A 12555-nucleotide genomic window follows, 5' to 3' on the forward strand; every position below is an offset into this window, starting at 1 on the left:
GCTGCCGAAACTAGTGGATCGGGGCCCCTCGGGCGGGGATGTCCGGACGCCCGGGGAGGATGGGCACGTGCAGATCCAGGCCGACGACCCGCGCCGTCCCGACGTCCTCGCCCTGCTCGAGGAGCACCTCGCGGACATGTACGCCACCTCCCCCGCGGAGAGCGTGCACGCCCTCGACCCGGACGCCCTGGCCGCACCGGGCATCACCTTCTGGACCGCCCGCGACGACGGGGTGCTGCTCGGCTGCGCGGCGCTCAAGGTCGTCTCCGCCGGCCACGCCGAGCTCAAGTCGATGCGCACGGCGAGCACCGCCCGCCGTCGCGGCGTCGCCGCCCGCCTGCTCGACCACGTCCTGACCGAGGCCCGCGCGCAGGGCCACCGCCGGGTCAGCCTCGAGACGGGCACCGAGGACTACTTCGCAGCCGCGCGCACGCTCTACGCGACCCGCGGCTTCACCGAGTGCGGCCCGTTCGACGGCTACGTCCTCGACCCGCACAGCGTCTTCATGACGAAGGAGCTCTAGGGCGGTCCGGGCGCGTTCTCGACGTCGACCACGAGCGCCCCGGCGTCCGCCACCACCTTCTCTAGCACCGCGCGGCGCGGGTCGGGCACGGGGAACCACGGACCGACCACCCGCACCGGTGCGAGCCGCGGGTCGGCGAGCACCTCGGTCACGGCCGTGCGGTCACCGCCAGCCACGACGACGTCGACGCCGGCCAGGACGCGGGCCGCGTGGTCGGCCGCGGCCTCGAAGGCCTCCCGGGCCTGGTTGGCCCGGCGGCGGGCGAAGCGCTGCTGGGACTGTCCGCCGGCCTTGGTGCGGCCCTGGACATGGCGCTGGCCCGTCTTCGACGCCACCACGCTCCCCCGCTCGATGCGGGCCACCGCAAAGCCGCCCTTGCGCACCAGCAGGACCCCCCAGCCGGCGGGCGCCACGGCGGCAGCGGCGAGCGCGGCCGGATCGGGCGGTCCGTCGTACGGGCGGGAGAAGGGGAGGCGGACCACGAAGCGGGACCCGTCGGGCGCCGCGCCCCGGAGGGCGCCCTCGCCGACGACGAGGTCAGCCGTGCCGTGGGACGCCTCGAAGTTGGCGAGCCACCGCGGCCAGCGCGCGACGGGGACGAGGACCTCGGGCACGGGGCGACGCTACCGGGCGGACGCCGACCCGTCCCGACGAGAACGTGTTCTACCCTCCTGCCATGGCCAGGATGCACCCGTGCGAGCCCGTCGGGATCGACTTCGTCGAGACCGCGCCCCACCGCTACGCGAACAGCGTGGACCTCGCCGTCACCCCGGAGCAGCTCTTCGAGGTGCTCGCCGACGCCGACGCGTGGCCGCGCTGGGCGAGCGTGATCACGGGGGTGGAGTGGACGACGCCCGAGCCGCGCGGCGCCGGCACCCGCCGGACGGTGACGATGCGGGGCGGGCTGGTCGGCGACGAGGAGTTCCTCACCTGGGAGCCCCCGACGATGATGTCCTTCCGGTTCAACGAGTCCTCGACGCGGACGGTGCGCGCGTTCGCCGAGCGGTACGACGTCGTCCCCACTGCCGGGGGCTGCCGGCTGACCTGGACGCTCGCGCTCGACGTGGGCGGTCCGTCGCGGCTCGGCATGCCGCTGGGGCGACCCTTCCTGAACGCGGTCTTCAGCGGCTTCCTGCGCAACCTGCGGCGCTACACCGACGAGCGGTTCGCGACCGTCCCCTGATCCGCTCGATCGGGTCACGCGGTGGACGTTTCGGACCTACGATCGAGGCATGCTCCCCCGACGTCTGGGCGTCGTTCTGCTCCTGGTCGCCCTCTTCGCGCTGCCCGTGCCGGTCGCCGGCCACGCGGCCGCGCCGGCGCGGCTGKCCTACACCYGGTCGGCCACGCCCTCACCGGTCGTGCTCAAGCTGGCGGAGCGCAACGTGCGCCTGCAGCCGACCAGCTACTGCTGGCAGGGGCCGGCCGAGCAGGTCGATGGCGGGGAGATCAGCACGTCGGTGTGCGCACAGGGCCGCCAGCCCTCCGCCCGCGACCTGGTCACGGTGACCCGCCACGGCGCGATCCGGTTCTGGTTCGGCCGGCCCGGATGGCGGTGGAGCGCCCGGCTGACCAGCCTCGCGCACCCGCGCCGTGCTGCGTGCACGGTGCGGCGCACCCCCACCGCCGTTGCGCCGCGGCAGTTCGACATCAAGGCTCCGCGCTTCCGCGGGAAGTACCGCGTCGTCCTCGTCGGGCACGGCCCGGAGGGCGAGATGACCGTGAGTTTTGCCTGGAAGTACGGCAAGCGCCCGGGCCGCTGTTTCTAGCAGCCCGGGCGCCGGTGTGCGTTCGGTCGGTCGGACCCTCGGGTCAGACGTTGAACCCGAGGGCGCGCAGCTGCTCGCGGCCGTCGGGGGTGATCTTGTCGGGACCCCACGGCGGCATCCAGACCCAGTTGATCGCGACGTCGTTGACGAGGCCCTCGAGCGCCGAGTTGGTCTGGTCGGTGATGACGTCGGTCAGCGGGCACGCCGCGGAGGTCAGCGTCATGTCGAGCACGACGTTGGTGCCCTCGTCGACGTGGATGCCGTAGACCAGGCCCAGGTCGACGACGTTGATGCCGAGCTCGGGGTCGACGACGTCCTTCATCGCCTCCTCGATGTCGGCGAGCGCGACGCTCGACGACGCGTTGCTCGAAGCGCCCACGAGGGTGTCGGTGGCCTCGGGGACCTCGGGAAGATCGCTGTTGTCGCTCATGCCTTGTCTCCTTCGCCGGTGGCGGCACCGGTGACCCGGGCCGTCGCGTCCTTCCACGCCATCCAGGACAGCAGGGCGCACTTCACGCGTGCCGGGAACCTGGCGACGCCCGCGAACGCGATGCCGTCCTCGAGCACCTCCTCGTCCGGCTCGATCGCGCCCTTGCCCTGCATGAGGGTGAGGAACTCCTGGTGGATCGCCATCGCCTCGTCGACGCCCTTGCCGACCACGAGGTCGTGCAGCACGGACGCGGAGGCCTGCGAGATCGAGCAGCCGACCGCGTCGTACGACACGTCGTCGACGACTCCGTCGGCCAGGTGGACGCGCAGGGTCACCTCGTCGCCGCAGGTGGGGTTGACGTGGTGGACCTCCGCGGTGCCGGCTGCGTCGGCGTCACCGCGCAGCCCCTTGCCGTGGGGGTTCTTGTAGTGGTCGAGGATGATCTCCTGGTAGAGGGCATCCAGGTCCTGGCCGTTCGCGGTGCTCATCCTCAGTCCAACTTGAAGTAGGAGCGGGTGTATTCCAGCGCCTCGACGAGGGCGTCGATCTCGCGCGGCTCGGTGTAGAGGTACGACGACATCCGCGTCGAGCTCTGCACGCCGAAGCGCGCGTGCGCCGGCTTCGCGCAGTGGTGCCCGGCACGCACGGCGACGCCGCGGCTGTCGAGCACCTGCGCGATGTCGTGCGGGTGCACACCCTCGACCTCGAACGAGATCGCTCCCCCGCGCCGGGTGGCGTCCAGCGGGCCGAGGACCGTGAGGCCCTTGACCGACTGCAGGCCCTCGAGCGCGTAGGCGGTGATCGCCTGCTCGTGGCGGTGGATCGCCTCCATCCCGACGTGGCCGAGGTAGTCGACGGCCGCGCCGAGGCCGACGGCCTCGACGATCGGCGGCGTGCCGGCCTCGAACTTGTGCGGGATGCCGGCGTAGGTCGAGCCGTCCATCCGGACGGTCTCGATCATCTCGCCACCACCGAGGAAGGGCGGGAGCACGTCGAGCACGGCCCGCGAGCCCCAGAGCACGCCGATGCCGGTCGGGCCGACGACCTTGTGGCCGGTGAAGGCCAGCAGGTCGGGACGCTCCTCGGCCGGCATGGCCGCCAGGTCGATCGGCAGCTGCGGCGCCGCCTGCGAGGCGTCGACGACGACGAGTGCGCCGACGGCGTGCGCCTTGCGGGTGATCTCCGCGATCGGGTTGATCGTGCCGAGCATGTTCGACACCCAGGTCAGCGACACGACCTTCGTGCGCTCGGTGATGAGCTCGTCGATCGCCGACAGGTCGAGCTGGCCGTCGTCGGTGAGGCCGAACCACCGCAGCGTCGCGCCGGTGCGCTGCGTGAGCAGCTGCCACGGCACGATGTTGGAGTGGTGCTCCATCTCCGTGATGACCACCTCGTCACCGGGGCCCACCTGCCGGTCCCCCGGCCAGGCCAGGGTGTTCGCGACCAGGTTGAGCGCCTCGGAGGCGTTCTTCGTGAAGATCACCTCGTCCCGCTCCGGGGCGCCGATGAAGGCCGCGACCTTGTCGCGCGCCGCCTCGAACGCCTCGGTGGACTCGGCGCCGAGCTGGTGCATCGCCCGCGCGATGTTCGCGTTGTGCCGCTCGAGGTGGTCGACCATCGTGTCGATCACCACCTGCGGCTTCTGCGAGGTGTTCGCGCTGTCGAGGTAGACCAGCGGCAACCCGCCCGCGAGCGTGCGCTCGAGGATCGGGAAGTCCTTGCGGATGACCGCCAGCTCGGGGAGCAGACCCTCCAGGGTCATGATCAGACCGCCGCCTCGAGGAAGCGCTCGTAACCGTTGGCCTCCAGCTCCTCGGCCAGCTCGGGACCGCCGGACTCGGCGACCTTGCCGGCGACGAACACGTGCACGTGGTCGGGCTTGATGTAGCGCAGGATCCGCGTGTAGTGCGTGATCAGCAGGACGCCCTTGCCGTCGCGCTCGCGGAAGCGGTTGACGCCCTCGGAGACGACCTTGAGCGCGTCGATGTCGAGGCCGGAGTCGGTCTCGTCGAGGATCGCGACCTTCGGGTCGAGCAGGTCGAGCTGGGCGATCTCGTGGCGCTTCTTCTCACCACCGGAGAAGCCCTCGTTGACCGAGCGCTGCGAGAAGGAGGCGTCGAGGTTCATCCGCTCCATCGCGCCGTTGACCTCCTTGACCCACGTGCGCAGCTTGGGGGCCTCGCCGTCGATCGCGGTCTTGGCGGTGCGCAGGAAGTTGGCCACCGAGACGCCGGGGACCTCGACGGGGTACTGCATCGCGAGGAACAGGCCGGCGCGGGCGCGCTCGTCGACGGACATCTCGAGGACGTCCTCGCCGTCGAGGGTGACGGTGCCGCCGGTGATCTCGTAGCGCGGGTGGCCCGCGATCGAGTACGCCAGCGTCGACTTGCCGGAGCCGTTGGGGCCCATGATCGCGTGCGTCTCGCCGTCCTTGATGGTCAGCGTGACGCCCTTGAGGATCTCCTTGGGTCCGTCCTCGGTCTGGACCTGGACCTGCAGGTCCTTGATCTCGAGCGTGCTCATGAAGGGGTGACTCCGTTCAGGGTGGTCTCCACGTCGACGTAGACGTCGCCGTCGCGGACTTCGACAGGGAAGGTGGCCACCGGCTCGGTGGCCGGCAGGCAGGTGGGCTTGCCGGTGCGCAGGTCGAAGGTCGACCCGTGCAGCCAGCACTCGATGGTGCAGTCGGCGACCTCGCCCTCGCTCAGCGGGACGGCCGCGTGCGAGCAGAGGTCCTGCAGCGCGTAGACGTCGTCGCCGTCGCGGGCGATCGCCACGTCGTACCGGTCGATCGTGACCCCGAGGGCCTCGTCGGCAGGTACGTCGGCGAGCGCGCAGGCGCGTTCGAAGGTCATGCGAGCTCCAGGTCCGCCAGGACGTGGCGCTGGAGCTCCTCCTCGACCTGCGCCGACAGCTTCTCGGCGAGCTCGGGGACGGTGACCTTGCGGATCAGGTCGTCGAAGAAGCCGCGCACGACCAGCTTGCGGGCCTCGGCCTCGCTGATGCCGCGCGAGCGGAGGTAGAAGAGCTGGTTGTCGTCGAAGCGGCCGACCGCCGACGCGTGGCCGGCGCCCTCGATCTCGCCCGTCTCGATCTCCAGGTTCGGCACCGAGTCGGCCTGGCAGCCGTCGGTGAGCACGAGGTTGCGGTTCTCCTCGTAGGTCTCGATGCCTTCCGCGACCTTGCGGATCAGCACGTTGCCGATCCACACGGTGTGCGCCTTCTCGCCCTGCAGCGCGCCCTTGTAGACGACGTTGGAGGTCGTCTTCGGGGCGTTGTGGTCGACGAACAGCCGGTGCTCGAAGTGCTGGCCGGCGTCGGCGAAGTAGAGCCCGAAGAGCTCGGCCGTGCCGCCGGGGCCGGCGTAGTCGACGTTGGTGCTGGTGCGCACCAGGTCGCCACCGAGGGTGAACTCGAACTGGCGCAGCGTCGCGTCGCGGCCCACGCGGGCGTTGATCTGCTCGGCGTGCACGGCGTCGTCGGCCCAGTCGTTGACGTGGACCAGGTCGAGCTGGGCACCGTCGCCGAGCAGGACCGTGGTGAAGCCGTTGTAGGTCGTGCTGCCGGAGTGCTCGACGAGCACGACGGCGCGCGCGTGGCGGCCGACACGGATCACGACGCGGCCCGCCACGGCCTCCTCGGTCCCGGTCCCGTGCAGCTGCACGCGCACGGGCTCGGTGACGTCGGCCTCGGCGGCGACGTCGAGCAGCACCGCGCTGCCGGCGTTCCTCGCCGCGAGGGCACCGAGCCGGTCGAAGGGCGCCGTGCCGCCGAGGGCGGACGCCTCCTCGAGCGAGAGCTCGCTCAGCGTGACACCGTCGGGCAGCTCGAGCTTGCGCTCGAGCGAACCGGCGGCGGGGGTGTCCTCCAGCAGGCCACGGAGACGCCTGAGCGGGGTGAACCGCCAGATCTCCTCACGACCGGTCGGCGTCGGGTGCGCCTCGAGGTCGTAGGTCGGCTCCGGGTGGAGGTGGGACTCGACGTGCTCCTGCTCCAGGGCGTCGCTGACAACAGCGGCGGTCACCCAACCGCTCCTTCCATCTGCAGTTCGATCAGGCGGTTCAGCTCGAGGGCGTACTCCATGGGGAGCTCCTTCGCGATCGGCTCGACGAAGCCGCGCACGATCATCGCCATCGCCTCGTCCTCCTCCATGCCGCGCGACATGAGGTAGAACAGCTGGTCGTCGGACACCTTCGAGACGGACGCCTCGTGGCCCATCGACACGTCGTCCTCGCGGATGTCGACGTACGGGTAGGTGTCGGACCGGCTGATCTGGTCGACCAGCAGCGCGTCGCACAGCACGTTGGACTTCGAGCCGTGGGCGCCCTCGTTGACCTGGATCAGGCCGCGGTACGACGTCCGGCCGCCGCCGCGGGCGACCGACTTCGACAGGATCGAGCTCGACGTGTTCGGCGCGGCGTGGACCATCTTGGCGCCGGCGTCCTGGTGCTGGCCCTCGCCCGCGAACGCGATCGAGAGGGTCTCGCCCTTGGCGTGCTCGCCCATCAGGTAGACGGCGGGGTACTTCATCGTGACCTTGGAGCCGATGTTGCCGTCGACCCACTCCATCGTCGCGCCGGCCTCGCAGACCGCGCGCTTGGTGACGAGGTTGTAGACGTTGTTCGACCAGTTCTGGATGGTCGTGTAGCGGCAGCGGCCGCCCTTCTTCACGATGATCTCGACGACCGCGGAGTGCAGCGAGTCGGAGCTGTAGATCGGCGCGGTGCAACCCTCGACGTAGTGCACGTAGGCGTCCTCGTCGACGATGATCAGGGTCCGCTCGAACTGGCCCATGTTCTCGGTGTTGATCCGGAAGTAGGCCTGGAGCGGGATGTCGACGTGGACACCCTTGGGCACGTAGATGAACGAGCCGCCCGACCACACCGCGGTGTTCAGCGCGGAGAACTTGTTGTCGCCGACGGGGATGACGGTGCCGAAGTACTCCTTGAAGAGGTCCTCGTGCTCCTTCAGCGCGGTGTCGGTGTCGAGGAAGATCACGCCCTGCTCCTCCAGGTCCTCGCGGATCTGGTGGTAGACGACCTCGGACTCGTACTGCGCGGCGACACCGGCGACCAGGCGCTGCTTCTCCGCCTCCGGGATGCCGAGCTTGTCGTAGGTGTTCTTGATGTCCTCGGGCAGGTCCTCCCAGCTCTGGGCCTGCTTCTCGGTGGACCGCACGAAGTACTTGATGTTGTCGAAGTCGATGTCCGACAGGTCCGAGCCCCACGTGGGCATGGGCTTGCGGTCGAAGAGCTTCAGGCCCTTCAGGCGCAGGTCCAGCATCCAGCCCGGCTCGCTCTTCTTGTCCGAGATGTCGCGGACGACGTCCTCGTTGAGGCCGCGCTTCGCGTTGGCGCCGACGTCGTTCTTGTCGGCCCAGCCGAACTCGTACCGACCGATGCCCTTGAGCTCGGGGTTCAGTTCTTCGATCGAGGTCATGTGGTGACCTGCTCCTTCTTGTTGAGGCCTGCGTCGGGGATGCACGTCGTGCACACCCCGTCACCGTGGGCGATGGTGGCCAGTCGCTGGACATGGGTGCCGAGCACGCGGCTGATCGCCTCGGTCTCGGCCTCGCACAGCTGGGGGAACTCGTGGGCGACGTGGGAGACCGGGCAGTGCTGCTGGCACAGCTGCTCCCCCACGACCGGCAGCTCGCGGACCGTGGCGGCGTACCCCTCGTCGGAGAACACCAGGGCCAGGACCTCAGCCGGCGAGGCCTCGGGGTGCGCGGCGCGCACCTCGGGGAACTTCCTCTCGATGAAGGCGGCCCGTCGCTCGGCGAACGCCTTCACCGCCTCCGACCCGCCGGTCTCGGCCAGGAAGCGAAGAGCCTCCGTCGCGAGGTCGTCGTACTTCTGGTCGAAGGCGTCGCGACCGTGCTCGGTGAGCGCGAACACCTTGGCCGGCCGACCACGTCCGCGCGAACCCACCGGCCGGGGGTCGCGGGCGACGACGGAGCCCTCCGCGACCAGCTGGTCGAGGTGGCGCCGCACGGCCGCCGGGGTCAGCTCGAGGCGCTCGGCGAGGGCCGCCGCGGTGGACGGTCCGTTCTCGAGGATCGACCGGGCGACGCGCTGACGCGTCGGCAGGTCGGTCTCGGTCGCCATTTCCACAACACAAGTGTGCCGATATTGCCGGAGCCCGTTCAAGCAAGGTCACCCTTACCCGAAGCGTCCCGGTGACGCGGCTCACGCTCCGGCCCCCGGGCGGGACGTCGTTCGCGGCTCAGGGCCGCCGCGAGGGACGGGTCGCGCGCAGCCAGGCCAGCCCGGCGAAGGGCAGCACGAGGGGCAGGAAGCCGTAGCCCTGCCCGAAGTGCGACCAGACCGTCTTGTCGTGGAACAACCCGTCGTCGAGGTAGCTCCACGTGCCGACCGCGAGCACGCCGACCAGCTCGACGGAGACCGCGGCGGCGGCGACCCGCCACCCGGTGCGCCCGCCGACGAGCAGGCAGGTCGTGGCGACGAGGTAGATCACCGCGGCGAGCAGCGACAGCCAGTACGGCACCTTGCCCGCGTCGTCGCCGAGCTGGACCGCTGAGCGACCGGTCGCGGCGACCGCGAAGATGCCGTAGACGAAGACCAGGGCCCGGCCCCAGCCCTCCGCGAGCGGGCGGTCCGGGGCGGAGGAGGTCGTCGGCTCAGCCACGGGCGGTCCAGATGTCCCAGAGCCGGGTCTCGAGCCCGGCGACGGTCGCGACGGCGAGCAGCAGGATCGTCGTACCGACCCGGGAGCGCTCGGCGAGCGAGAAGAAGGCGCCGACGACGGGGACCACAGCGACCGTGACCAGGTAGCTCACGAAGACGGTGCCCTCGACGTCGCGGTCGGTCCGGCCGAGCGCCACGCACCCCGCGACGAGCTGCGCGAGCACCGCCAGCTGGAGCACGCCGGCGCCGATGTAGTGCGCGTCCTGCGCCGCCCGGTCACGGACGAGGTCCACCACGAGCAGCAGGGCGACCACGCCGCTGATGGCGAGGATCACGCCGAAGGACCATCCAGTCACGGCCGCCAGCGTAGAGCCGCAGGTCGGGTCCTACACTCGCCGGGTGCCTGTTGGTGGTCCTGCCGTGCTCGTCGACGGGCTCGTGATGCGGTACGGCGACCGCACCGCCGTCGACGGCCTCTCCTTCGAGGTGGAGGCGCACACCATCACCGCGGTCCTCGGCCCCAACGGCGCCGGGAAGACCACGACCCTCGAGACCTGCGAGGGCTATCGCCGCCCACAGGCCGGCACCGTCCGCGTGCTCGGACTCGACCCGGTCCGCCAGCGACAGGACCTGCTGCCCCGCATCGGGGTCATGCTGCAGGCCGGCGGGGCGTGGAGCGGCGCCCGCGCCGACGAGATGCTGCGCCACTTCGCCCGGCTGCACGCCAACCCGCTCCCGACCGACGTCCTCGTCGAGCGGCTCGCGCTGCACGAGTGCGGCCGCACGCCGTATTTGTTTCTGCGGCTCTCCGGTGGCCAGCAGCAGCGCCTCGGCCTCGCCCTGGCCCTCATCGGGCGTCCCGAGCTGGTCTTCGTCGACGAGCCCACGGCCGGGCTGGACCCGCAGATCCGCCGCGGCGTGTGGGAGCTGCTCGAGGAGCTGCGCGCGGACGGGGTCACGGTCGTGCTCACGACCCACTACCTGGAGGAGGCCGAGCGGCTCGCGGACAAGGTCCACATCCTCGACCAGGGCCGGCTGGTGGCCAGCGGATCGCCGCTCGAGCTCACCCGCGGCGGCACCGTCGCGACGATCCGGCTCGTGGTGACCCAGCCGTTCCCGGCCGGCGCTCCCGAGGCGCTCGCCCGAGCGCTCGGCGACAGCACCGAGCTCACCGTCCTCGACCCGCTCAGCCTCCAGGTCTCCGGGCCGGCGGACGGCACGACGCTGGCCACCGTCGCCGCGTGGTGCGCCGACCACGACGTGCTCCCCGAGTCGCTCTCGCTGGGCCAGCGCAATCTCGAGGACGTCTTCCTCGAGCTCACCGGGCGGGAGGACCTGCGATGAGCCCCGACATCGGAGCCCCCGCGGGCTCGGGCACCTTCGCCCCTGCGCCCGGCGCCGCCCCCGTGGCCCGGCAGCTGCTGACCCAGGCCGGGATGGAGGCGCGGCTGATGCTGCGCAACGGTGAGCAGCTGCTGCTCGCCGTCGTCATCCCGGTCATCGTCCTCGTCGGCGCCGTCCGCAGCGCGGACCGCCTCGACCTGGGCATCGACGGCCGCCCGGTCGACGTCCTCACCCCCGGCGTGCTCGCCCTCGCGGTGATGTCGACGGCCTTCACCTCGCTGGCGATCGCCACCGGGTTCGAGCGCAGGTACGGCGTCCTCAAGCGCCTCGGCACCGCTCCCCTCTCGCGCACCACCCTGCTCGGCGGCAAGGTCGCGGCACTCCTGGCCGTCGAAGTCGTGCAGTTCGTCGTGATCGGCGGCGTCGGCCTCGCTCTCGGCTGGGACGGCCCGGACGGTTTCGTCGGCGTGCTCGCCGTGGTGCTCGCGGCCCTGTGCGGGACCGCCGCGTTCGCCTCCCTCGGCATGCTGATCGCCGGCACCCTGCGGGCCGAGGCGACGCTGGCCGCCGCCAACCTCGTCTACCTGCTCCTGCTCGCCGGCGGTGCCGTGATCCTGCCCGTCAGCACGTACGGTGGCCTCGGGGAGGTCGTGCAGTGGCTCCCCTCGGGCGCGCTCGGCGAGGCCATGCGGAGCGCCAGCGACGGCGTCGTGGCCGTCCGCGACCTGCTCGTGCTGGTCGCGTGGGCCGCCGTCGGCTCCGTCCTGACCGCCCGCACCTTCCAGTGGGAGTGACCGTGACCACCTCGACCGAGAGCCGCCTGTCGGGCATCCAGCGCGCCCTGGGCGACCGCCTGGTGCCCCTCGCCTGGGCGAACCTCGTCGCCAACATCGGCATCGTCGTCACCGGCGGTGCCGTCCGCCTCACCGGCTCCGGCCTCGGCTGCCCGACCTGGCCCAAGTGCACCGACGAGTCCTACCTGCCCCACGGTGAGCTCGGCCTGCACGGCGCCATCGAGTTCGGCAACCGGCTGCTGACCTACGTCCTGGTCGCCATCGCCGTCGCCTGCTGGTTCGCAGCCCGCGCCCGCGCAGCCGAGCACCCCCTCGCCGTACGGCTGTCCACGATCATCGCGCTCGGCATCCCCGCCCAGGCGGTGCTGGGCGGCATCACCGTCCTCACCGACCTCAACCCGTGGATCGTCGCCGGGCACCTCCTGGTGTCGATGGCGATCGTCGGCGGCTGCGTCCTGCTGATCGACCACGTCAACGGCCCCACCCGCGCCTCCTCGCCGCTCCCGGTACGCCGCCTGTCCGCCGCCCTGTTCACCGTCGGCTGGGCGGTCCTCTACCTCGGCACCGTCGTCACCGGCTCCGGGCCCCACTCCGGCGACCTCGACTCCCGGCGCACCGGCCTGGACCCGCAGGTCATGTCCCACGTCCACGCCTGGGTGGTCTACCTGCTGGTCGCCCTGACTCTGGTCGTGCTCTGGCAGTCGCGCCGCCTCGGCCTGCTCACCCTCTTCCGCGCCGCCCGCCTCCTGCTCGTCATCGAGCTGCTCCAGGGCGCCATCGGCTTCTGGCAGTACTTCACCGACCTCCCCGAGCTCCTCGTCGGCATCCACATGCTCGGCGCCGGCGCGACGTCGGCGGGGATCACCTGGGTGCTGCTCGCCACCCGCGCCCGCCGCTGAGGGGGCTCGTCGCACCTCCGGGAGCTGCGGTTTGGTCCCAAACCGCAACAATTCGGGGTCGGGCCCTGTAGTTCCTGCCCAATCGTGGGGGTCGGTCTGCTGGGCAGGGTTGGTTTCCGGGCCGGGTGGTGGCGGTGCCTCCCGCCGGC

Annotated in this window: 17 protein-coding genes; 6 read left to right on the top strand and 11 right to left on the bottom strand. The window is 71.4% G+C overall.

What is annotated here, in order from left to right; translation table 11 throughout:
- The first annotated feature begins 67 nt into the window (after positions 1-67).
- Entirely contained in the window at positions 68-523 is a 456-nt protein-coding gene (locus tag L615_RS16045) for a GNAT family N-acetyltransferase (protein ID WP_028654049.1), read from the top strand.
- Here L615_RS16045 and L615_RS16050 read toward each other — a convergent pair.
- Positions 520-1137, bottom strand: a complete 618-nt coding sequence (locus tag L615_RS16050; RefSeq protein ID WP_145725721.1) for an acVLRF1 family peptidyl-tRNA hydrolase — start codon at positions 1135-1137, stop codon at positions 520-522. The genes L615_RS16045 and L615_RS16050 overlap by 4 nt on opposite strands.
- A gap of 62 nt (positions 1138-1199) precedes the next feature.
- Here L615_RS16050 and L615_RS16055 point away from each other — a divergent pair, with 62 nt between their 5' ends.
- Positions 1200-1706 carry an SRPBCC family protein gene (locus L615_RS16055; protein ID WP_222430574.1) on the top strand — a complete coding sequence of 169 codons (507 nt, stop codon included), beginning with the start codon at positions 1200-1202 and terminating at the stop codon, positions 1704-1706.
- A gap of 49 nt (positions 1707-1755) precedes the next feature.
- Positions 1756-2292, top strand: a complete 537-nt coding sequence (locus L615_RS16060; protein WP_145725722.1) for a hypothetical protein — start codon at positions 1756-1758, stop codon at positions 2290-2292.
- Positions 2293-2335: 43 nt separating this feature from the next.
- Here the strand turns inward: L615_RS16060 and L615_RS16065 are convergent, their stop codons facing one another.
- The 10 genes from L615_RS16065 to L615_RS16110 all read right to left on the bottom strand — a co-directional run bounded on the left by L615_RS16065 (position 2336) and on the right by L615_RS16110 (position 9725).
- Positions 2336-2722, bottom strand: a complete 387-nt coding sequence (locus L615_RS16065) for a metal-sulfur cluster assembly factor (protein WP_028654053.1) — start codon at positions 2720-2722, stop codon at positions 2336-2338.
- Positions 2719-3210: a Fe-S cluster assembly sulfur transfer protein SufU gene (sufU, locus tag L615_RS16070; RefSeq protein WP_028654054.1), complete on the bottom strand. Its 492-nt coding sequence runs from the start codon at positions 3208-3210 to the stop codon at positions 2719-2721. Before sufU ends, L615_RS16065 begins: the two co-directional genes overlap by 4 nt.
- A 2-nt stretch (positions 3211-3212) precedes the next feature.
- A complete protein-coding gene (locus tag L615_RS16075; protein ID WP_145725723.1) occupies positions 3213-4484 on the bottom strand; it encodes a cysteine desulfurase in 1272 nt (423 codons plus the stop codon).
- Positions 4485-4486: 2 nt separating this feature from the next.
- Entirely contained in the window at positions 4487-5245 is a 759-nt protein-coding gene (sufC, locus tag L615_RS16080) for a Fe-S cluster assembly ATPase SufC (protein ID WP_145725724.1), read from the bottom strand.
- A complete protein-coding gene (locus L615_RS16085; RefSeq protein ID WP_028654057.1) occupies positions 5242-5577 on the bottom strand; it encodes a non-heme iron oxygenase ferredoxin subunit in 336 nt (111 codons plus the stop codon). Before L615_RS16085 ends, sufC begins: the two co-directional genes overlap by 4 nt.
- Complete coding sequence (gene sufD, locus L615_RS16090) at positions 5574-6746, bottom strand: Fe-S cluster assembly protein SufD (RefSeq protein ID WP_145725725.1); 1173 nt, start codon at positions 6744-6746, stop codon at positions 5574-5576. Before sufD ends, L615_RS16085 begins: the two co-directional genes overlap by 4 nt.
- Complete coding sequence (gene sufB, locus L615_RS16095; RefSeq protein ID WP_028654059.1) at positions 6743-8161, bottom strand: Fe-S cluster assembly protein SufB; 1419 nt, start codon at positions 8159-8161, stop codon at positions 6743-6745. Before sufB ends, sufD begins: the two co-directional genes overlap by 4 nt.
- On the bottom strand, positions 8158-8829 hold the full coding sequence (locus L615_RS16100; RefSeq protein WP_036516495.1) for a metalloregulator ArsR/SmtB family transcription factor: 672 nt from the start codon (positions 8827-8829) through the stop codon (positions 8158-8160). Before L615_RS16100 ends, sufB begins: the two co-directional genes overlap by 4 nt.
- A gap of 118 nt (positions 8830-8947) precedes the next feature.
- Entirely contained in the window at positions 8948-9370 is a 423-nt protein-coding gene (locus L615_RS16105; protein ID WP_145725726.1) for a hypothetical protein, read from the bottom strand.
- The gene (locus L615_RS16110; RefSeq protein ID WP_145725727.1) at positions 9363-9725 is read right to left on the bottom strand and encodes a hypothetical protein; all 363 of its coding nucleotides are present in this window, start codon (positions 9723-9725) and stop codon (positions 9363-9365) included. The genes L615_RS16105 and L615_RS16110 overlap by 8 nt, the downstream gene beginning before the upstream one ends.
- 43 nt (positions 9726-9768) lie before the next feature.
- On the opposite strand from L615_RS16110, the gene L615_RS16115 reads away from it, so the two are divergent.
- From L615_RS16115 to L615_RS16125, 3 genes are read left to right on the top strand one after another with little or no spacing between them, the layout of a single operon-like run.
- Positions 9769-10713 carry an ABC transporter ATP-binding protein gene (locus L615_RS16115; RefSeq protein ID WP_261376732.1) on the top strand — a complete coding sequence of 315 codons (945 nt, stop codon included), beginning with the start codon at positions 9769-9771 and terminating at the stop codon, positions 10711-10713.
- Positions 10710-11507: an ABC transporter permease gene (locus tag L615_RS16120; RefSeq protein ID WP_036516499.1), complete on the top strand. Its 798-nt coding sequence runs from the start codon at positions 10710-10712 to the stop codon at positions 11505-11507. Before L615_RS16115 ends, L615_RS16120 begins: the two co-directional genes overlap by 4 nt.
- Positions 11508-11509: 2 nt before the next feature.
- On the top strand, positions 11510-12406 hold the full coding sequence (locus tag L615_RS16125) for a heme A synthase (protein WP_261376733.1): 897 nt from the start codon (positions 11510-11512) through the stop codon (positions 12404-12406).
- Positions 12407-12555: the final 149 nt, after the last annotated feature.

The organism is Nocardioides sp. J9 (genome assembly GCF_007829375.1).
Lineage (GTDB): Bacteria > Actinomycetota > Actinomycetes > Propionibacteriales > Nocardioidaceae > Nocardioides.

Coding starts and splice junctions, on each gene's coding strand:
- L615_RS16055 (WP_222430574.1), top strand. CDS start 1,200: ATGGCCAGGATGCACCCGTGCGAGCCCGTCGGGATCGACTTCGTCGAG.
- L615_RS16065 (WP_028654053.1), bottom strand. CDS start 2,722: ATGAGCGACAACAGCGATCTTCCCGAGGTCCCCGAGGCCACCGACACC.
- sufU (WP_028654054.1), bottom strand. CDS start 3,210: ATGAGCACCGCGAACGGCCAGGACCTGGATGCCCTCTACCAGGAGATC.
- L615_RS16075 (WP_145725723.1), bottom strand. CDS start 4,484: ATGACCCTGGAGGGTCTGCTCCCCGAGCTGGCGGTCATCCGCAAGGAC.
- sufC (WP_145725724.1), bottom strand. CDS start 5,245: ATGAGCACGCTCGAGATCAAGGACCTGCAGGTCCAGGTCCAGACCGAG.
- L615_RS16085 (WP_028654057.1), bottom strand. CDS start 5,577: ATGACCTTCGAACGCGCCTGCGCGCTCGCCGACGTACCTGCCGACGAG.
- sufB (WP_028654059.1), bottom strand. CDS start 8,161: ATGACCTCGATCGAAGAACTGAACCCCGAGCTCAAGGGCATCGGTCGG.
- L615_RS16100 (WP_036516495.1), bottom strand. CDS start 8,829: ATGGCGACCGAGACCGACCTGCCGACGCGTCAGCGCGTCGCCCGGTCG.
- L615_RS16120 (WP_036516499.1), top strand. CDS start 10,710: ATGAGCCCCGACATCGGAGCCCCCGCGGGCTCGGGCACCTTCGCCCCT.